Annotated in this window: 15 protein-coding genes; 9 read left to right on the plus strand and 6 right to left on the minus strand. The window is 67.0% G+C overall.

The window, feature by feature from the left end; genetic code table 11:
* Positions 1-20 precede the first annotated feature (20 nt).
* Both ACHMWQ_RS16340 and ACHMWQ_RS16345 read right to left on the minus strand, forming a co-directional pair.
* Positions 21-890 (minus strand): aldose 1-epimerase, encoded by an 870-nt coding sequence (locus ACHMWQ_RS16340; protein WP_396308264.1) that lies wholly within the window; start codon positions 888-890, stop codon positions 21-23.
* Positions 891-1,324: 434 nt separating this feature from the next.
* On the minus strand, positions 1,325-1,894 hold the full coding sequence (locus ACHMWQ_RS16345) for an SDR family NAD(P)-dependent oxidoreductase (RefSeq protein ID WP_396308265.1): 570 nt from the start codon (positions 1,892-1,894) through the stop codon (positions 1,325-1,327).
* Between the two features lie 212 nt (positions 1,895-2,106).
* Between ACHMWQ_RS16345 and ACHMWQ_RS16350 the strand changes: the two genes are divergently transcribed.
* Positions 2,107-4,551 (plus strand): thiamine pyrophosphate-dependent enzyme, encoded by a 2,445-nt coding sequence (locus ACHMWQ_RS16350; protein WP_396308266.1) that lies wholly within the window; start codon positions 2,107-2,109, stop codon positions 4,549-4,551.
* A gap of 10 nt (positions 4,552-4,561) precedes the next feature.
* Positions 4,562-5,257: an E3 binding domain-containing protein gene (locus ACHMWQ_RS16355; protein WP_396308267.1), complete on the plus strand. Its 696-nt coding sequence runs from the start codon at positions 4,562-4,564 to the stop codon at positions 5,255-5,257.
* Between the two features lie 81 nt (positions 5,258-5,338).
* Here the strand turns inward: ACHMWQ_RS16355 and ACHMWQ_RS16360 are convergent, their stop codons facing one another.
* Complete coding sequence (locus ACHMWQ_RS16360) at positions 5,339-6,118, minus strand: SDR family NAD(P)-dependent oxidoreductase (RefSeq protein ID WP_396308268.1); 780 nt, start codon at positions 6,116-6,118, stop codon at positions 5,339-5,341.
* Between the two features lie 188 nt (positions 6,119-6,306).
* Here ACHMWQ_RS16360 and ACHMWQ_RS16365 point away from each other — a divergent pair, with 188 nt between their 5' ends.
* From ACHMWQ_RS16365 to ACHMWQ_RS16395, 7 genes are all read left to right on the plus strand, one after another.
* Positions 6,307-7,122, plus strand: coding sequence for a GntR family transcriptional regulator (locus ACHMWQ_RS16365; RefSeq protein ID WP_396308269.1), 816 nt, complete (start codon positions 6,307-6,309; stop codon positions 7,120-7,122).
* A gap of 196 nt (positions 7,123-7,318) precedes the next feature.
* A complete protein-coding gene (locus ACHMWQ_RS16370; protein WP_396308270.1) occupies positions 7,319-8,383 on the plus strand; it encodes a sugar ABC transporter substrate-binding protein in 1,065 nt (354 codons plus the stop codon).
* A 194-nt stretch (positions 8,384-8,577) separates the two neighbouring features.
* Positions 8,578-10,083, plus strand: a complete 1,506-nt coding sequence (locus ACHMWQ_RS16375) for a sugar ABC transporter ATP-binding protein (RefSeq protein ID WP_396308271.1) — start codon at positions 8,578-8,580, stop codon at positions 10,081-10,083.
* Positions 10,080-11,123: an ABC transporter permease gene (locus tag ACHMWQ_RS16380; RefSeq protein ID WP_396308272.1), complete on the plus strand. Its 1,044-nt coding sequence runs from the start codon at positions 10,080-10,082 to the stop codon at positions 11,121-11,123. Before ACHMWQ_RS16375 ends, ACHMWQ_RS16380 begins: the two co-directional genes overlap by 4 nt.
* Positions 11,120-12,100: an ABC transporter permease gene (locus ACHMWQ_RS16385; protein WP_396308273.1), complete on the plus strand. Its 981-nt coding sequence runs from the start codon at positions 11,120-11,122 to the stop codon at positions 12,098-12,100. Before ACHMWQ_RS16380 ends, ACHMWQ_RS16385 begins: the two co-directional genes overlap by 4 nt.
* Positions 12,101-12,109: 9 nt before the next feature.
* Complete coding sequence (locus ACHMWQ_RS16390) at positions 12,110-12,991, plus strand: SMP-30/gluconolactonase/LRE family protein (protein WP_396308274.1); 882 nt, start codon at positions 12,110-12,112, stop codon at positions 12,989-12,991.
* Positions 12,992-13,182: 191 nt separating this feature from the next.
* Positions 13,183-16,410 carry a GH36-type glycosyl hydrolase domain-containing protein gene (locus ACHMWQ_RS16395; protein ID WP_396308275.1) on the plus strand — a complete coding sequence of 1,076 codons (3,228 nt, stop codon included), beginning with the start codon at positions 13,183-13,185 and terminating at the stop codon, positions 16,408-16,410.
* 4 nt (positions 16,411-16,414) lie between these two features.
* Here the strand turns inward: ACHMWQ_RS16395 and ACHMWQ_RS16400 are convergent, their stop codons facing one another.
* The 3 genes from ACHMWQ_RS16400 to ACHMWQ_RS16410 are packed head-to-tail and all read right to left on the minus strand — an operon-like array spanning position 16,415 to position 18,837.
* Positions 16,415-16,951, minus strand: coding sequence for an AAA family ATPase (locus tag ACHMWQ_RS16400; protein WP_396308276.1), 537 nt, complete (start codon positions 16,949-16,951; stop codon positions 16,415-16,417).
* 4 nt (positions 16,952-16,955) lie between these two features.
* On the minus strand, positions 16,956-17,894 hold the full coding sequence (locus ACHMWQ_RS16405; RefSeq protein ID WP_396308277.1) for an ROK family protein: 939 nt from the start codon (positions 17,892-17,894) through the stop codon (positions 16,956-16,958).
* A 28-nt stretch (positions 17,895-17,922) separates the two neighbouring features.
* On the minus strand, positions 17,923-18,837 hold the full coding sequence (locus ACHMWQ_RS16410; protein WP_396308278.1) for a tagatose-bisphosphate aldolase: 915 nt from the start codon (positions 18,835-18,837) through the stop codon (positions 17,923-17,925).
* Positions 18,838-19,081 lie beyond the last annotated feature (244 nt).

Raw genomic sequence — 19,081 nt, forward strand, 5'->3', positions numbered from 1 at the left:
CTCCTACCGCCGCTAACCCTTCACCGCACCCCAAACCGTACCACCCCCGCTATCCCCTCGCCCGGCTTGAGCACCACCAGCCCAAGCCCTTCTTCATCGGCCTCCAGCTTGTTCACGCCACACGGGACGTTCGTCTGGGGTTCCAGGCAGAAGAAGCTCTGCTTCGGGTCGGCGTAGAGCATCAGGTTTTCGAAGATCGGGTCGGCCTCGATCGTCAGCGCCAGACCGCGGGTGGGAAAGCGCAGTTCGGCGATGCCGTCCCAGCCGGAATAATTGTTGTTACGCCAATGGCTTGGCAGCGGCGCACCTTCCGAGAAATCGAGCTCGGGCGGTAGCGAGATGCGCGAGCCGGCGACGCCGTCCGGGGCTTCGAGCCAGAAATGGCTCGCCTTGAAGCGAAGCTCCGTATCGGCGTCGCGCTCGAACCAGGGGTGATGGCCGAAGCCGAACGGCATGCGGACGGGGCCAAGGTTTTCAAGGCTCGTCGTCAGCGTCAGCCCCTCGGGCGAGAGCGCAAAGCGCTGGGTCGCGCGGTAGAGGAACGGCTCCCCGGCGACGCGGCGCTCCAGCGTCAGCAGCGCCGAGGTGCCGGACGCTTCCTCGACCTGCCATTCGGACTGCCAGCCGGTGCCATGCACGTTGAAGCGCTCGGCGCCGTTGTTGGGTGCGAAGCGATAGGTGACGCCATCGAAGGTGAACGCGTTGCCGTCGATGCGGTTGGCATAGGGCAGCATCGGGAACGAGCCGACGCCGAGCACGTCGCCGGCATCCGCGCGCTCGGCCGAGAGCGGGCGAAAGATGTCGATGCCGGCCTTTCGGAACGCGGCGATGCTGCCGCCGATTTTCGGGGCCAGCGTCAGGGTGAGGTCACCGGCGGCAAGTTCGATCATTCTGGCGCGTTTCCTGTTGGCTCGCCGCATTGTTGCCCGGCGCGGGCGCCGGCGGAAGGTATGGCCGTCTCCCGCGCGGCTCGGTCCCGAGGTTTTCGCGAGGTCTTGGGTTGCGGAAGGGTGGATCCCTGCTTGCGCAGGGATGACGGGAAGCGTGGGGTGGCGGCCCGAGCGTATCGGGCGAGGGCTGGGCCGGCGGCGGGAAAGCGCTTCCCTTCACCTCTCCCATGGGGAGAGGTCGACGGCCAAAGGCCGGCGGGTGAGGGGTTGCGATCTCTCGGGAGAGGCCTCAGCCCCTCACCCGGCGCTGCGCGCCGACCTCTCCCCCAGGGAGAGGTGAAGCCCCCCCGCCCCGGCTGCCGAGCTACCTTGGCGAGTCGCCTGGCGTTCTGCCAAGGCACTATCGCGGTTCCCCAGGCGCCCCGCCCGAAGTCTCAAAAATTCCGGCCATAGCCCGTCGTCCAGCCGCCGTCGACGGCAAGCGTCTGGCCGGTCGTGTAGCTGTTGAGCGGGTCGACCAGGAAAAGCACGGCGTTGGCGACGTCGCCCGGCTTGCCGGCCTGGCCGAGCGGCACGTGGGAGAGCATCGCCTCGTCGCCCGCCTCGCCGACGCGGCCGACCGCCACCGCATTGACCCGCACGGCCGGGCCCGAAACCATGGCGAGTGCACGGACGCCGGCGATCGCCGACGCCATCGCCGCCGACCAGGCCGGATGGCGGCGCATCGGCACGAGGCCGGCGGCCGAGACGAGATGGACGATGCGGCCGCCGCCCTGCGCTGCCATGGCGCGCGCCACGGTCTCGGCCTCCAGCGCCAGCGCCTCGGGCCGATAGGCGGCATCGGGCGACAGCGGATGCGACAGGACCAAGATGTCCGGCGCGCCCTCGCCCGGGCTTCGCGAGACGGTCGCGCCATTCGCCTCCAGCGCCGCGACGACTGCGGCGAGAATGGCGTTTTCCGCGCCGGCGACCCGCGCCGACTGGCCTGAAATCTCGATTTCCATGCTGGTCTCCCCCGAACGGACCTATGCGGCATCGGCCGGATTCTGGCAACGCCCGGCTTGCCGCCGCCGATTTGCGCCGGCCCGACGATTAGACCTTGGCAAGCCGCGGCTCGATAACATAACATCATGCTATTATAATTTTTGATGCGATGTCCATCACCGGGCTCGAGGACGCATCACCCGCGCGAAAAGCGCGGGGTCAGGGAGGGATGATGAGCGCTCAAGTGATGAATCCGGCGATCCGCGCCCCGGAAATCCACAATCCGATCTTTCGCAGCGCGCCGGGCAAGACCTTGCCGGCCGGGCTGAGCGCGGCGGCGCTGCTGGAGCTCTACGAACGCATGGTGCTGCTGCGCCGCTTCGAGAGCGTGGCGCAGACCGCCTGCCGCAAGGGCGAGACGCCCGGCTTCCTCCATCTATATATCGGCGAGGAAGCGACCGCCGTCGGCGTCTGCGCGCATCTGCGCCCCACCGACTGGATCACCTCGACCCATCGCGGCCATGGCCATGCGCTCGCCAAGGGCATGGACCCCAACATCCTGATGGCCGAGCTGTTCGGCAAGCGCGACGGCTGCTGCGGCGGGCGCGGCGGCACCATGCATCTCTATGACCGCAAGACCGGGCTTTTCGGCACCAATGGCATCGTCGCCGCCGGCATTAGCCATGCCGTGGGCGCCGGCATTTCCGCCCGCACCCAGGGCAAGGACGGCGTCGGCGTCGCCTTCTTCGGCGATGGCGCGACCAACCATGGCGGTTTTCACGAATCGCTGAATTTCGCCGGCATCCAGAAGGCGCCGGCCGTCCTGGTCTGCGAAAACAACCTGTACGCGACCGCGACGCCACTGGCCTCCGCGACGCTGAACCCGGAGATCGCAACGCGGGCGGCCGCTTACGGTATCCCGGGCGTCGCCGTCGACGGCAACGACGTCATCGCCGTCTGGCAGGTGATGGCCGAGGCGACGGCGCGCGCCCGCTCGGGCAATGGCCCGACGCTGATCGAGGCCAAGACCTATCGCACCGTCGGCCATCACGAGGGCGACCCGGTGACGGGCACCTATCGCACCCAGGCCGAAGTCGACGAATGGGCGAAGCGCGACCCGATCCAGATGCTGCGCACCCGGCTGCTGGAGGATTTCGGCACCGCCTCGGCCGATGAGCTGGGCGCGATCGACGCGAAGATCGACAAGGTCGTTGCGCAGTCGCTCGAATTCGCGCGCAATTCGCCGGAGCCGGACCCGGCCACCACGGCGCTGCATGTCTATGCCGAACCGATCAACCCGGCCGATGCGCTCGTCCAGGCGGCGCCGACCGCGACGGTGACGCAGAGCTGGCTCGATGCGGTGCGCGACGGCATCGCCGAGGAGATGCGCCGCAATCCGCATCTGCTCTATTTCGGCGAAGGCACCGGCGAGCGCGGCGGCACCTTTGCCCACACCAAGAACCTCTGGACCGAATTCGGCCCCAACCGAATGGTCGATACACCGATCTCCGAGCAGGGTTTTACGGGCGCTGCGATCGGCGCCTCGGCGACGGGCACGCGGACGATCGCCGATCTGATGTTCGCCGATTTCGTGTTCGAGGCGGCGGGGCAGATCGTGCTGCAGGCGGCCAAGCTGCGCTACATGTCGAACGGGCAGATGAACGCGCCGATGGTGGTGCGGGTGGGTTCGGGCGCGGTCCGCTCGGCCGGGCCCCATCACAGCGGCACCTATCATCCGAGCTGGGCCAACATTCCGGGCCTGATCGTCTGCATGCCGGCGACGCCGGCCGACGCCAAGGGCCTGATGAAGACCGCGCTTAGGGCCGGTGACCCCGTCATGATGCTGGAGCCCAAGGCGCTGTTCGCCTCGAAGGGCGAGGTGCCGACCGGCGAGCATCTGGTGCCGTTCGGCCTCGCGCGCATCGCCCGCGACGGCGCCGATATCACCATCGTCTCGGCCGGCCAACTGGTGCACCGCGCGCTGGAGGCGGCGGAGAAGCTGGCGGCCGAAGGGATTTCGGCCGAAGTCATCGACCTTCGCACCATCATGCCGCTCGATGTCGGCACGGTGGCGAAATCGGTCGCGAAGACGCACCGGCTGCTGGTGGTCGATGAGGGCTGGGGCGCCTTCGGCGTCGGCGCCGAGGTGGCGCAGGCGATGAACGAGCTCGCTTTCGACGATCTCGACGCACCGGTCGGCCGGCTGCATACCGACGCGCAGCCGCATCCGCTGGCCCCGGCGCTGGAGCGCGCCATGCTGGTCGACGCCGACAAGATCGTCGCCGCCGCCAAGGGCGTTCTTGCCGGTAAGCCGCCGGTGCCGAAGCACTGGCGCTATCTCGGCGGCCAGGCGGCGCCGGCTCCCGTCGCCCCGACGGCCGCTCCCGTTGCCCCCGTCGCGGTAGCCCCTCCGGCGTCTGCCTCTGCCGCACCCGCTGGCGACGGCGAGCCAATCACCATGCCATTCGGCGACCTCACCATCAGCGAGGGCACCATCGTCGGCTGGCTGAAGAAGGAAGGCGATGCGGTCAAGGCCGGCGAGATCGTCGCCGAGATCGAAACCGACAAGGCCGTGGTCGAGATCGAGGCGCCGATCGACGGCATTCTCGGCCCGATCGAGCAGCCCAAGGGCACAGTCGTGCCGATGGGCGGCCGCATCGGCAGCGTCCGGGCCTGAGGGGGATCGCATGAACGCCCCCGTCCGCACCCTCGCCTCGCCCTATGCGCGAAAGCTCGCCCGCGAGCGCGGCATCCCGCTGGCGCTCGTCACCGGCTCCGGCCCGAACGGCCGCATCGTCGCCGAAGACCTGAGGGCCGCGCCGGCCGCAGCGCCCGAAGTCGCTGCGCCGGTTGTCGAACCGGTTCCGGCTCCGGCGGCGGTGGCCCCGGTTGTGGTGGCGGCCCGGTCGATCTCCGCCTTCGCGGCGACCATCGACCTCGCGCCGCTTTCCTCCTTCCTGGTCGCCTCCGGCTCGGCGCTTTCGATCGATGCCTTCCTGGTCAAGGCGGCGGCGCGAGCCGCCGGCGCCGAGGCCGAAGCGATCCGCTGGATCAAGCCGGAGGGCGGCGCGGTGACGATCGCGCGACCGCTGACGCTGGCGCCGACCGAGATCGCGCGGCAGATCGGGAGCGATGCCGACGCAGCCTCCGCCGAGGGCAAGGTGATGGTGGTGTCGCGCCTTGCCGCCAGGGGCGTGCGGCCGGTCGCCGGCAGCCTGCCGACCGGGATCGACCTGCGCATCCTGGTGGTCGCCGCCGACGGCTCCGAGACTGCCGAGGCGCTGGTCGTGCATGGCGCCGACGCGATCGCCGAGACCGAGGCGGGCGACATTCTGACCTGCTTCCGCGACCTGCTCGAAGCCCCGTTGCGGCTGCTGGTCTGAGCGACGCAGGCGCGCTTAACGGACGGCTGACGAGAGGCTAACAGAGGGGTTAACACGTGGGCCGTGTTAACCCCTCACGTTTCACATCATGTAGCCGGCGGTCCAGCCGCCATCGACCGCCAGGATCTGGCCATTGATGTAGGAAGATTCCGGCGCCGAGAGGAAAAGCACCGCCTCGCCGATCTCTTCCGGCGTGCCGGGCCGGCCGAGCGGGATGTGCTCCATGAAGGCCTGCGTCTTGGCCTGGAACATCCCGTCCGCGCCGTAGAACAGCGCCTTCGTCGCCTCGGTCATGATCGAGCCCGGGGCAATGGCATTGGCCAAAATCCCCTTCGGCCCCAGTTCCAGGGCCATCGACCGGGTCAGGTGCACCATGCCGGCCTTGGCGGCGACGAACGGGCTCTGCAGCCGCATGGCGGTGAGGCCGACCACGGAGGCAATGTTGATGACGCGCCCGCCCCGGCCGGCGGCCAGCATCGGCTCCAGCGCCCGCCGGGTCATGAAGAACAGCCCGTCGAGGTCGATGCCGACGATGCGGTGCCATTCCTCGATCGGGAACGCGTCGACATCGACCCGGTGCGCCAGCGTGTTGACGCCGGCATTGTTGACGAGAATGTCGAGCCGGCCATAGGCTGCGATCGTTTCCGAGACGGCCCGGTCAATCGAGTTGGGGTCGCGGATATCGACCGCCATGGCCAGGGCATCTGGCAGGCTCGCCGCGACGTCGCGGGCGCCTTGCTCGTTGATGTCGGCCACGACGATGGAGGCGCCGTTGGCGGCCAGGCGGCTGACGATGCCGCGCCCGATGCCGCCCGCGGCGCCGGTGACGAAGGCCACCTGGCCCGATAGATCGCTGCGCATCCGCCTGCCCTCCCCGGCCTTCGTCCGATCCCGCCGGACTTCAACTATCTATTATGATACTATAATCTATCGTGGCGAGCGGCAACCGTTTGCCGACCGAGGACCGAGTTGCAGGCAACGATTGGTGCGAGCTGGAAAAACTCGCTAATTTGACGGTCGAACAAAAGCGATTCTGAGGAACGAGCCAGGTGAAAGCAAGCAAGACGGACCCCGTTGCCGACAGCTCGCCGGACGCTTCGGGCGCCGCCGCCTCGCTCGAAAGCTTCCAGCCGCGTGCCCTTTCGCGCGACGACGGTCCGCTCTATCGGCAGCTCGTGACCATATTGCGTGAACCGATCGCCAACGGCACGCTGGTGCCCGGCACCTCGCTCCCACGCGAGGCCGATATCGCCGAACGCTTCGGCGTCAGCCTGATCACCGTCCGCCAGGCCCTGCGCGATCTCGAGAATGACGGGCTGATCAAAAAGCGCGCCGCGAAGCCCGCCATCGTCGCGGTGCCGGAATTGCCGGCGCAGCCGAGCTTCGACTTCCGCAGCTTCGCGCAGATCGCCGAATCGACCAAGGGCCGCGCCCTGGAGATCCATTCCTACCGCAAGGAACGCTCCGCGGCGGCGAGCGCGGCCTTCGGCCTGAAGCCCGAGGAAAGCTGCCACTGCCTGCGCGCCACCCTCCACCAGAAAGACGGTCCGGCCTGCCAGACGACCTTCTATTTCCCGCCGGCCATCGGATCCCGCCTGAAGCGCCCGGACTTTGACGATGTCGTCGTCTTCCGCGCCGTCCAGCGCCATCTGGGCATCCAACTTTCCAGCGCGCGCATCACCGTGCGTGCCGATATCGCCGACGAGGCCCTGGCCGAGGCGCTCGACTACAAGGTTGGCGGGCCCATCCTGGTCATGGAGATGCTGTATTTCTCGGCCGCCGGCGAACCGGTCGAACTGACGATCAACAAAAACCGCGCCGACCTGTTCAGCCTCTCCTACGACGCGCCCAACGACCTCGGCTGACACCGCCGGCACGTCTAGACACCGTCAAGAGATTATAATAGCATATATTTCATCGCAGGGATGAGGATCAACTGCGAGGCCGCGCGGGACAGGAGCCCGGGCGAAGGGAATGACGCGTCGCCATGACGGATGCCGCCACCGGCAAGAAGCATCCGCACGCATCAATTGGGAAACGTTCCTTGAGGGAGGAAAGTCCGTGAAGCGCACAGCCGCACTCGCCGCCTTGTCGGCAATCAGCCTGTCCGTGGCTCTGTCCGGAGCCATGACCGCGCCGGCCATGGCCGAAGGCAAGACCTACAAGATCTATCTCTCCAACAATTTCGTCGGCAATGACTGGCGCCAGCAGATGCTGCGCATCGCCGATGCCGTCGTGAAGAAGCCGCCGCTCGCCGGCCGCGTCGACCTCAAGGTCGAGAATGTCGAGACGACGACCCAGGCGCAGATCAACTCGCTCAACAACATCATCCGCACCAAACCGGACGCCATCCTGATCGATGCCGGCTCGCCGACCGCGCTCAATCCGACCATCGAGAAAGCCTGCGCCGCCGGCATCCTGGTCATCTCCTTCGACCAGGTCGTCACCGCCGATTGCGCCTACAAGGTCGAGTCCGACTGGAACATGCTTCCGGCGGTCCAGGCCGAGTGGATCGCCGAGAAGATCGGCGGCAAGGGCAAGGTGTTCGTCGATCGCGGCCTTGCCGGCGCGCCGATTTCCGAGCAGCTGCAAAACGGCTTTGAAAAGGTGCTGAAGAACTATCCCGGCATCGAGATCGTCGGCTATTTCAACGGCAATTATGCGCTGGGACCAGAGCAGGAAGGCGTCGCGTCGCTGCTCGCCGCCCATCCGCAGGTCGATGCGATCCTGACCCAGGGTTATGGCTCGGGCGCCATCAAGGCGTTGCAGGACGCCGGCCGTCCGCTTGTTCCCGTCGCCGGCGGCGGCTACAATTCGGCCTCGCTCGTCTGCGCCCAGACGGAAGGCGCGCAGTGCATCCTCGAGACCAATCCGGCCTATCTCTCGGCCGAGGCGATCAAGCTTGCCGTCGACATTCTCGACGGCAAGGAGGTCAAGGATAAGCACATTTTCGTCTACGGCCCGTTCCAGTCGACCGACCCGCAGCCGTCCAAGCTCTATCCGGACGTGAAGATGCAGAAGATCGAGATCGGCAAGACCGCGTTCCCGGATCTCGCGCCTGGCCTGTCGCTGCCGATTTCACCCGACTGGGTCGAGATCACGCCGCAGGAAGCCGCCGGCTCGTAAGGCTGGAGAGTCTTCAAGCAAGGTGAGGAAGCCCTCACCCCACCCTCCCCCGCCCGCGGGAGAGGGAGCAGACCGAGCCTCTCCTTGCTTGGCCCTCGCCCGCTTGCGGGAGGGGGTCGGGTGAGGGTCCTGCTTCCCGCGCCTGAACCAACGCGCGACGAGTCCTGAAATTCCTGACTGAAGGTCCGGCCTGCATGACCGAACTTCTGAACGCGATCGCGATCACCAAGCGGTATGGCGGCATCACCGCGCTCAGCCGCGCCGATTTTGCCGCCCGCGCCGGCGAAGTGCATGCGCTGCTCGGCGAGAACGGAGCGGGCAAGAGCACGTTCATCCAGATTCTCGCCGGCGCCGTTCGCCCCGATGGCGGCACAGTGACACTTGCCGGCTCGCCATATCGTCCGCGCAATCCGCAGGAAGCGCAGCAGTCCGGCATTTCGCCCGTTTTCCAGGAGCTGTCGCTCGTTCCAGACCTGACGGTGGAGGAGAACATCTGGTTTCGCCGGGAGCCGCTCTCGGCCATCCGCACGGTGCGTGGCCGCGCCATGCGCGAGGCAACGCTCGAACTGTTCGCGCGCCACAAATTTCCGTCGATCCGGCCCGATCAGGAACTGCGCCGGCTGACGCTGGCCGAACGGCAGGTGGTCGAGATCGCCAAGGCGCTGTCGCGCGACCCGCAGGTGTTGATCCTTGATGAAGCAACGTCCGCGCTCGGGCCGCAGGAGACGGAATGGCTGCTCGGCCTGGCCAAGGGTCTCGCCAAGGCCGGCAGGCTGGTGATCTACATTTCGCACCGGCTCGGCGAGGTGCGCCAGATTGCCGACCGCATCACGGTATTCCGCAACGGCGCGACGGTCGCCGCCTATGACACCCACGCCGTTGACGACGAGACGATCATCACCGACATGCTGGGACGGCGCATGGATCGGCTCTATCCGGAGCGCAGAAGCACGGCGACCCCAACCGTCGCGCTTGGTCTGCGCGGCTTCGGCGTCGATCATCGCCTGGCCGATATAGACCTCGACCTGCGCGAGGGCGAAGTGCTGGGCGTCGCCGGCATGCAGGGCCACGGCCAGCGCGAACTGTTCCAGGCGCTGTTTGGCATAGGCGGCTCGCGTGGCCAGGTCGAGGTCTGGGGCAGGCCCAAGACGATCCGTGGCCCGCGCCAGGCGCTGACCGGCCGCGACGGCCTGGCGCTTGTGCCGGAAGACCGGCGCAATCACGGCCTGCTTCTGTCGAAGAGCGTGCGCGAGAACCTGACGCTCTCCGTCATCCAGCGCTTCACCCGCTTCGGCATCACGAACCCCAAGCGCGAGAGCGCGCTGGTCGACGAAATGATCGCGACGCTGAAGATCAAGGCCGGTACGCCGGAACAGCTTGCCGGCACGCTTTCCGGCGGCAACCAGCAGAAGGTGATCTTCGGCAAGATGCTGCTGACCGAGGCGCGCATCCTGCTGCTCTACGACCCGACGCGCGGCATCGATGTCGGCACCAAGGGCGAAATCTTCCAGCTGATGCGCGACCTCGCCGCCAAAGGCTACGCCATCCTGTTCTATTCGAGCGACCTCGCCGAACTGGTTCATGTGGCCGACCGGGTAGCGGTCCTGCGCAACGGCCGGCTCGCCGCCATACTGGAAGGCGAGGACAATTCCGAGCGCCAGATCCTGCGAGCCGCCATGATCGAAACGAGGGCAGCATGAGCGTCGCGGACCCGACCAACCCGGCCAGGACAACGATCGCCGACGCCGGGCCCACCGGGACGGCGCACCGCCGCTCGCGCGCCGCGACCTGGAAGTCGGCCCTGCTCGACCGCGCCTCGCTGATCATCCCCTGCGTCATGCTGGTCGCGCTGCTGCTGGTCTACGCATCGCTGCGCGACGGCGTCTTCACGATCGACGAACTGAACCTCGATACGGCGGCGGCGATGACGCTGCTGCTGGCCGCGACCGGGCAGACCATCGTGCTGCTGCGCGGCGGCATCGACCTCTCGATCGGCGGCATGATCAGCCTTGGCACGGTGCTCGCAGCAACGCGGTTCGGCACGGATCCCGGGCAGGCCGCCGTCTGGGCTTTCGGTATCGTCGCAATCGGCGGGCTGGTCGGCGCGCTGAACGGCATCCTGATCACGGTGCTGCGGCTGCAGCCTTTCCTCGTCACCCTCGCCACTTGGTCGATCCTTTCCGGCGCGGCGATGATCATCCTGCCGACCGATGGCGGCGCCCTGCCCTCCGGTTGGACCATGTTCGGCGTCTCGACCTGGCTGGGCCTGTCCAGTTCGGTCTGGCTGCTGGCGCTGTTGCTGGTCTTCTGGTTCTGGTTCAAGCGCACCCGCCTCGGCATCGCCATCCGCGCCACGGGTTCGAACGAACGCTCGGCGTTCCTCTCGGGCGTCTCGCCGATCGGCATCAACATTGCGACCTACGGCCTTTCCGGCATCTTCGCAGCGCTGGCGGCGCTCTATCTGACGACCCAGACCGGCGCCGGCTCCCCCACCATTGGCAAGGACTACATCCTGCCCTCGGTCGCGGCGGCGGTGATCGGCGGTATCAGCCTGTTCGGCGGCCGCGGCGGGCTCGTCGGCACGATGATCGGCGCTTTCATCCTGACCATCATCGGCAATCTGGTCTTCGTGCTGGAGGTCTCCAGCTACTGGCAGCCCATCGTCTCCGGCATCATCTTGCTCATTGCCGTTCTGGCGAGTTCGATTGCCGAGAAATCCGCGCGACGGAGCCTCTCATGAACATCCGCCGGCATCGCGCCATCCTGCTCGCCTATCTCGGCATGATCGTCCTGCTGCTTCTGACCAGCGTCGTCGCGCCGGGCTTCCTGTCGGCGACGCATCTCAGGAGCACGGTCGTGCTCGCCGCCTTCATCGGCATCGTCGCGCTCGGCCAGACCTTCGTGATCATTGGCGGCGGCATCGACCTCTCCGTGCCATGGGTACTGAATTCGGCCGCTGTTCTGATGACGCTGCTGGCCGCGAGCCAGGACGCGCCGCTGCTCGGGATCGTGCCAATGCTGCTCGCCGGCGGCGCTATGGTCGGGATGGTCAACGGCCTCGGCGTCGCGATCTTCGGGGTACCGCCGATCATCATGACGCTCGCCGTCAACGTCATCCTGCAGGGCGGCATTCTCGTCTATACCGGCGGCGCGCCAACCTCGACCGCGCCGAAGGCGATCCAGTTCCTGGCCGTCGGCCGGATCGCGGGCTTTCCTGTCGTGCTGATCCTATGGATAGCGCTAGCGGCGATCGCCACCATCCTGCTGTCGAAGACCGCTTTCGGCCGGCATCTCTATGCCGTCGGCACCAGCGCCACGGTGGCGGAATTCTCCGGCGTGCCGACGCTGCGCACCACCGTGCTGGCCTATACGCTGTCCGGCTTCACGGCGGCGCTCGCCGGCATGCTGCTGACCGGCTACACCGCGCAGGCCTATCTCGGCATGGGCGATCCCTATCTCTTCACGTCAATCGCGGCGGTGGCGATCGGCGGCGCCTCGATCCTCGGCGGCAGCGGCCACTATATCGGCACCATTGCCGGCGCCTTGGTCCTGACGATCCTGACCGGGCTGCTGCCGGCGTTGAACCTCTCCAGCGGCGCGCTGCTGATCGTCTATGGCGTCGTCATCCTCGTCACCGTCTCGCTCGCCAGCGAAGCCCTTTCCGGCCTCTCCGCCTTCCTGCCGCGCTTCGGCCGGTCGCGTGGCCCATCCGCCTGAGGAATTGTCATGACCGACATCGAATGCGTCTCCGACGCCAGGGCGCAGCTGGGCGAAGGAACCTATTGGGACCCGGCCACGGAGGCGCTCTGGTGGATCGACATCTACCAGAAGGCGATCCATCGCTTCGATCCTCTGACGCGAAAGACGGAAACGCATATCGCGCCGGAACTGCTCGGTTGCCTCGCAGTTCGGGCGAGCGGCGGGCTGATCCTGACGATGGCGAGCGGGTTCTATTTCTTCGATCCGACGACCGGCCGCTTCGACAAGATCACTGATCCGGAAGCCGACCTCCCCGACAACCGCTTCAATGACGGCAAGACGGACCGGCAGGGGCGCTTCTGGTCCGGTTCGATGTTCGAGGCGCCCGGCAAGCCGGTGGTAAAGAACGCCTCGCTCTACCGGATGGACGCCGACCTTTCGGTTCACAGAATCGTCGACGGCATCGGCTGCTCCAACGGGCTGGCCTGGAGCCCGGACAGCCGGACGATGTATTACACCGACAGCCATGGCCCGGTCGTCTGGGCCTGGGACTTTGACCCGGCGACCGGCGAGGTCGAAAACCGGCGGACCTTCTTCGATCTCTCTGAGACGAAGGGGATCGTCGATGGCTCCACGGTCGACGCCGAGGGCTGCTACTGGGCGACGATCCCGTTCCAGGGCAAGGTGCTGCGCTTCGATCCCGCCGGCAAGCTGATGCGCACCATCGAACTGCCGACGGACCTGCCGACCTGCTGCGAATTCGGCGGGCGGGATCTCAACACGCTCTACGTAACGACGGCGATCTACAATCGCACGCCGGAGCAGTTGGCTGGGCAGCGGAACCCCGGCGGCCTGTTCGCGCTGGATGTGGGCGTCAAGGGCCTGCCGTTGGTGCCATTCCAGGGGTAAGCGTCCGCCAAAGCAGATGTGGCTGAGCCGGACCGCATTGCAGAGCAGAGCAGAGCAGAGCAGAGGAATCACAATCCGCGTGTCGGAGCGTCAAGTCCCTCCTCCGCTACCCCCTCAGAAGACATTCGGCAAGGCTCCGCCCGACCGCTAAGATGAATCGCCGTATGACAGGCGATTCAGGTGAGGCGACGATGTCGGATAGATCCAGCCGCGAGTTCATGACGCCGCGCGACGGAGACCTTGGTCTGCAACACCTCGCCAATCCCGCGGGGCTTTCGATCTCCGCGCTGCCGAATGGCGCCATCTTCTCGATCACGCACCGTGCCGAAGGCGGTGCGCCGGTGATGATCAACCAGGTGCTGGGCTCGCCCATCGATGGCGGCATCGGCCGGATCTGGCTGCGCGTTGGCGGCAAGACCCCGTTCCTCGCACAGCTAGTGGGCCCACGGGCCAAGGTTTCGCGCGCCGCGGACAACTCCCGCTTCGTTTGGCGCGGCGAGACGAACGGCATCGCGCATCAGGTGACGCTGCGGCTGGATCCCGACGCGACGCGCTGGTTCTGGCATATCGACGTCGAGAACCGGGGCGATATCGAGATCCCCTGCGACATCATGCTGGCGCAGGATCTCGGCCTCGGCGGGCGCGGCTTCCTGATGGGGAGCGAGGCCTATGCCTCGCAGTATATCGACCACCGCGCGGCCCAGCATCCGACCTTCGGCCCGGTCGTCATGAGCCGGCAGAACCTGTCGCAGGGCGGGCGCTTTCCCTGGCATGCGCTCGGCTGCATCGAGGGCGCCGTCTCCTATGCTACCGACGCGATCCAGATCTTCGGGCCCGATTTCCGCGCCCGCGACGAGATCGAGCTCGGCTTCGGCACAGACCTGCCCGGCACCGTCTGGCAGCACGAGCTCGCCTGCCCGGCCCTTCAATCGAAGCCGGCGACGCTCGCTCCGGCGGCCACGGCAAGCTGGACCTTCTTCAGCCAGTTCGTCTCCAACCACCCCGAGGCTTCCAGCGACAGCGATCTCAACCACCTCGACGGCATCGTCGAAGCGGCGAAGCGCCCTGCCTTCGAAGCGATCGCCCCCTCGCCGACCGTGCGCAGCCTGTTGCAGGACGCCGCGCCGCTCCCGGTTCTGCCGCTCGACGGAGCTGACCTCGCAAGGCTCTATCCGGCGCGGGAACTGGAAGAGCGGCAGGATGGCAGCCTGCTCTCCTTCTTCGTGACCGAGGGGGCCCTGAACCGGCATGTCGTGCTGGCGGCCAAGGAGGATATCGTCGCCCGCCGCCATGGCGCGATCGTCCGCAGCGGCCAGGGCATGATGCCGGATGAGGCGACACTCGCCGCGACCTGCTGGATGCATGGCGTTTTCGCCGCGCAGCTCACCATCGGCAACACCTCGTTCCACAAGCTGTTTTCGGTCTCGCGCGATCCCTACAACATCACCCGCGCCAGCGGCCTGCGCATGTTGATCGACACCGGCGAAGGCTGGCGCCTGCTCTCGGTGCCATCCGCCTTCGATATGGGTCTCAGTGATTGCCGCTGGATCTACCGGCTCGCGGACCGCACCGTCACGGTCCACGCCATCGCCTCCGGCGTCGATGCCGCGATGCAATGGCGCGTCGAAGTCGATGGACCGCCTGCGCGCTTCCTCGTGCTTGGCCATATCGTGCTCGGCGAGCGCGACTATGAGCAGAGCGGCCGGATCACCATCGACGAGCCCGCCAAGCGCTTCACCTTCCAGCCCGGCAAGGACTGGCTCTGGGGCCAGAACTTCCCGAATGCCGCCTATCACCTCGTCACCAGCACGCCGGAGGCTGTCGAGGCGATCGGCGGCGATGAGTTGCTCTACGAGGACGGCGCGCCGCGTGGCGGCGCCTATGTGGCGCTGCGCACCCGCGAGACCCGTCAACTGACCTTCGCCGTCGTCGGCTCGATGACGGATCCGGCAGAGGCGCGCCGCCTCGCGGACCTTTACGCCAAGGGCGAGCTGGACGAAGCGCTGCTTGCGCCGGCCACGGACTACTGGCGCCGCGTGACCCGCGATGTCACGATTCCAGGCAAAGGCGACGCGCTCTCGGCCGAACAGGCGATCCTGCCCTGGCTGGCGCATGACGCCATGATCCACCTGACCGTGCCGCACGGTCTGGAGCAATACACCGGCGCGGCCTGGGGCACGCGCGACGTCTGCCAGGGTCCGCTCGAATTCATGCTGGCGCTGCGCCACGACGAGACGGCGCGCGACATCCTGACGACGTTGTTCGCCGAGCAATACCGGATGCGGGGCGACTGGCCGCAATGGTTCATGCTGCCGCCCTATTCCAACATCCGCGCCGGCGAGGCGCATGGCGATATCGTCGTCTGGCCGCTGAAGGCGCTCTGCGACTATATCGAGGCGACCGGGGATCTCGGCATCCTCGACATAAGCCTGCCCTGGCGGCGCGACGACGATTTGAAGCCGACGGCCGAGACCGGCACGATCCGCGCGCATGTGGAGCTGCTGCTTTCGACCGTCAGGGAACGTTTCATCCCGGGCACGCATCTGATCCGCTATGGCGAGGGCGACTGGAACGACTCGCTGCAGCCGGCCGATCCGCACCTGCGCGACTGGATGGTCTCGACCTGGACCGTCGCCCTGCTCTACGAGCAGATCCAGCGTTTTGCCGCCATCCTGGAACGCACGGGCGACGCGGCGGAGGCGACGGCGCTAAGCTCGCTCGCCGGTGTCATGCGCGGCGACGTCAACCGCTTCCTGATCCGCGACGGCGTCATTGCCGGGTATGGATTGTTCGATCCCGGCCACGACCAAGTGGAACTGCTGCTGCATCCGAGCGACCAGCGAACGGGGCTCTCCTACTCGCTGATCCCGATGACGCAGTCGATCCTGGGCGGCCTGTTCACGCCGGCTCAGACGCGCGCCCATCTCGATATCATCCGGCAGAACCTGCTCGACCCGGACGGCGCGCGGCTGATGGACAAGCCGGTGGTCTATCGGGGCGGCGTCGAGACGCTGTTCCGGCGCGCCGAATCCGCCGCCTTCTTCGGCCGCGAGATCGGCCTGATGTATGTGCATGCACATCTGCGATATTGCGAGGCGCTAGCCGTCAGCGGCGACGCGGAAGGCGCTCGCGAGGCGATCGCGTTGGTCAATCCGATCGCCGTCACCGAGCGCCTGTCGCAGGCGTCGCTGCGCCAGCGCAACACCTATTTCAGCTCCAGCGATGCGGCGTTCCCGGACCGCTACAAGGCAAGCGCCGAATGGAACCGCGTGCGCGACGGCAGCATCGCCGCCGATGGCGGTTGGCGAGTTTATTCAAGCGGACCAGGCCTCTATACCCAGATCTTCATCCGGCACATTCTCGGCATGCGTCGCCAGTTTGGCGTCGAAGTCGAGCGTCAGCCCACGACCACGGGGTAGGTCTTCAGGCCAGTTGAAGCGCTGGCCTGAGCCAAGCCAGGACCGCTTCGATGTCGGTCGCCTGCGTCGTGTCGACGTCGAAACGCGGACCGCGATCGACGGGAGCGGCGCGCTTGGCGAGTTCGATCAGCTCGGGGATGAAGGCGGCGCCTGGATGGCCGGCATGGCGTTGATCCAGGCGGTCGCCATAGCGCTTCGCCAGGGCCTCGGGCGGCGCGTGGCACCAGATCTCGGCGGTCGCTCCGACACCGGCACGCTCGATATGCGCCTCCAGCACCTCGCGCGGCTGGAAGCCGAACCAGGCATCGATAATGAAGGTGGTGTCGTCGGGCGCGTCGCGGATGATCGACCAGATGGCGTGATAGCTCGCCCGCCCAAGCGCACGATTGAACTCGCGGTCGCCGATGCCAAGCTGGTCGAAGAAGGGTTCCTTGACCGTATCGAGCGTCAGGATGATCCAGCCCATGCGCTGCGAGACCGCGCGGGCAATCGTGCTCTTTCCCGTGGCGGGAATGCCATTGACGAGGACGGCTCGTTTCATGAAATCAGGCAGGCCTTTCGAGCACGGTGAGTTCCGCCGCGACGAGGGCCGATGGTGGCAGCGGGGATCGATGCTCGATCAGGGCGCAGACCGCGGCGCCGATGACGCCGGCATCGTCGCCGAGTGCCGCCGACAGCACGGGATACTGATACCAGGGCGCGAGCGCCGGCACCTTCTGCAGCGCCTTAAACGCGGCCTTGCCCAATCCGCCGCCGAGCAGGACGAGATCCGGGTCGAAGGCGGCCGAGGCGCTGTCGATCGCCGCCCGCAACGGGCCGGCCCATGCGTCCAGAACCTGCCGGGCCACGGCATTGCCCTTGGCGGCCCTGCGAAGGATATCGTCGATCGAGGTGTCCGCCGGCATGCCGGCTTCCTGGATATGCCGCGCCAGCGCCGTGCCGGAGCTGGTCGTCTCGACACAGCCGCGACGGCCGCAGACGCAGGCCACGCCCTTGACGTCGACGGTGATGTGGCCGAGCTGACCGGCCGTTCCGCGACCGCGCAGGATCTGCCCTTCCTGGACGATGGCCCCGCCAATGCCGGTGCCGATCGTGAACATCACGACGTTTTCCCTGCCTCGGCCGGCGCCCGCCGCGATCTCGGCCACGAGCGCCATGTTGCAGTCATTATCGATGATGACCGGCTTACCGGTCGCAGCCTCGACCCGCTCGGCCAGGGCGGCGCCGGCGAGGTTCAGATAGCCGCCGGAAAGCACCGTGCGGCGGCGGGCGTCGACCCGGCCGGGCACGCCAATGCCGATCGCCGTGACATCCGGCCGGTCGAGTTGGCGGACCAGCTCGATGATGCGGCCGATGGCGTTGTTCGCGTCCCGGTCGATCCGCTCGGACACCCGCTCCAGGATATCGCCCGCGCCGGAGACGCGGGCGGCCCGGAGATTCGTGCCGCCGATATCGACGCCGATGGCTGTTGACGTGTCAGGCATGTTGCACCCGGTCGCCGAAGGAATGGGATCAGGCCGCCTTGCGAGCCTGGGCCGAATAGCGCGCCAGAACGTCCTGGATCTGGCGCAGGCGCGGGACCGCGATGGTGGTCAGCCGCTCGCGCTGGATCTCGCGGTCGAGATGGATGCAATCCTTCCAGAGCGCGCGACCAGCGATGACGCCCGAGGCGCCGTTTTGCATCGCGATCTCGACCTGACCGATGAAGGTCTCGTGATCGACACCCGCCGAAAGCACCGCCCAAGGCACCTCGCCGGACATCGCCGTGATCTTGGCGCAGGATTCGGCCGTGCCGGGATAGGGAATCTTCAGCACCTTCGCGCCGAGCTCGAGCGAGATCCGCGTACCCTCCTCGATCAGCCAGGGCGTCTTGGCCTTGTAGTCTTCCTTGCTCTCGCCCTCGAGCTGGTAGGTCAGGAACTCGACCACCAGCAGCAGGTCCTCCCGCGCGAAATCCTCGATCGACTGGCGCAGGATCTCGATATTGGCGGTGTTCGCCTCCGGCTTGTCGGCGCGGAGATAGACCATGATCTTGCCGCCGGTGCCGCCCAGCTCGCGGACGCGGCGGGCGTTGATACCAGGCACCAGCTTCGACAGGCGATAGCCTTCCGGCGAAACGTCCCAGCCCGATGCGTCGAGGCCGATCAGCAGCGCCGTATCGCGCGCCAGCGAGCCATTCTCGATCACATGCGGCACGGCGCAAAGCGGATCGAGCAGGACGCAGGAAGCTTCATTGGCGAGGTAGCGGGTGATGTCCGACTTGGTCTCGCCCAGCATGTCGTTGCTGATCTTGGCCTGCTCTTCCGGGTCGGAAGCGAGGATGGTGCGCATGCCGCCGCGCTGGTCGCAGGCGATCACCATCATGGCGCCATCGCGCCCGCAGATCTGCTGGTAGCCACGGAATTCCGATGTCGACATTCGGGTCATGCTGCACGGTCCGATTTTGGCGCCGGCCTTGCCGGGCGTTGGCGAAGTTTCTCAAGCCACCGAACCGGCCCATTCTACCGCAACTGGCGGCGAATTCCCGATCCATCGTCGACACCTGTCGCTTTTATGGACCGCCCCTGCCCGAATGGATTATGCACGGAAGGCTGGCGGTTCGAGCACGCGGCGTCTCTGCGGTGGCTCCCTCAAGCTGATGTGTGTATGTGTATCATCTTTCAGAAAGGAA

This window comes from Kaistia sp. UC242_56 (assembly GCF_044452255.1).
Taxonomy (GTDB): Bacteria; Pseudomonadota; Alphaproteobacteria; order Rhizobiales; family Kaistiaceae; genus Kaistia; species Kaistia defluvii_A.

Bases quoted from the DNA above. Each gene is read 5' to 3' on its own strand.
- ACHMWQ_RS16395 (WP_396308275.1), top strand. From the start codon at position 13,183: ATGTCGGATAGATCCAGCCGCGAGTTCATGACGCCGCGCGACGGAGAC.
- ACHMWQ_RS16410 (WP_396308278.1), bottom strand. From the start codon at position 18,837: ATGACCCGAATGTCGACATCGGAATTCCGTGGCTACCAGCAGATCTGC.
- ACHMWQ_RS16350 (WP_396308266.1), top strand. From the start codon at position 2,107: ATGAGCGCTCAAGTGATGAATCCGGCGATCCGCGCCCCGGAAATCCAC.
- ACHMWQ_RS16375 (WP_396308271.1), top strand. From the start codon at position 8,578: ATGACCGAACTTCTGAACGCGATCGCGATCACCAAGCGGTATGGCGGC.
- ACHMWQ_RS16400 (WP_396308276.1), bottom strand. From the start codon at position 16,951: ATGAAACGAGCCGTCCTCGTCAATGGCATTCCCGCCACGGGAAAGAGC.
- ACHMWQ_RS16355 (WP_396308267.1), top strand. From the start codon at position 4,562: ATGAACGCCCCCGTCCGCACCCTCGCCTCGCCCTATGCGCGAAAGCTC.
- ACHMWQ_RS16340 (WP_396308264.1), bottom strand. From the start codon at position 890: ATGATCGAACTTGCCGCCGGTGACCTCACCCTGACGCTGGCCCCGAAA.
- ACHMWQ_RS16345 (WP_396308265.1), bottom strand. From the start codon at position 1,894: ATGGAAATCGAGATTTCAGGCCAGTCGGCGCGGGTCGCCGGCGCGGAA.
- ACHMWQ_RS16360 (WP_396308268.1), bottom strand. From the start codon at position 6,118: ATGCGCAGCGATCTATCGGGCCAGGTGGCCTTCGTCACCGGCGCCGCG.
- ACHMWQ_RS16405 (WP_396308277.1), bottom strand. From the start codon at position 17,894: ATGCCTGACACGTCAACAGCCATCGGCGTCGATATCGGCGGCACGAAT.
- ACHMWQ_RS16390 (WP_396308274.1), top strand. From the start codon at position 12,110: ATGACCGACATCGAATGCGTCTCCGACGCCAGGGCGCAGCTGGGCGAA.
- ACHMWQ_RS16385 (WP_396308273.1), top strand. From the start codon at position 11,120: ATGAACATCCGCCGGCATCGCGCCATCCTGCTCGCCTATCTCGGCATG.
- ACHMWQ_RS16380 (WP_396308272.1), top strand. From the start codon at position 10,080: ATGAGCGTCGCGGACCCGACCAACCCGGCCAGGACAACGATCGCCGAC.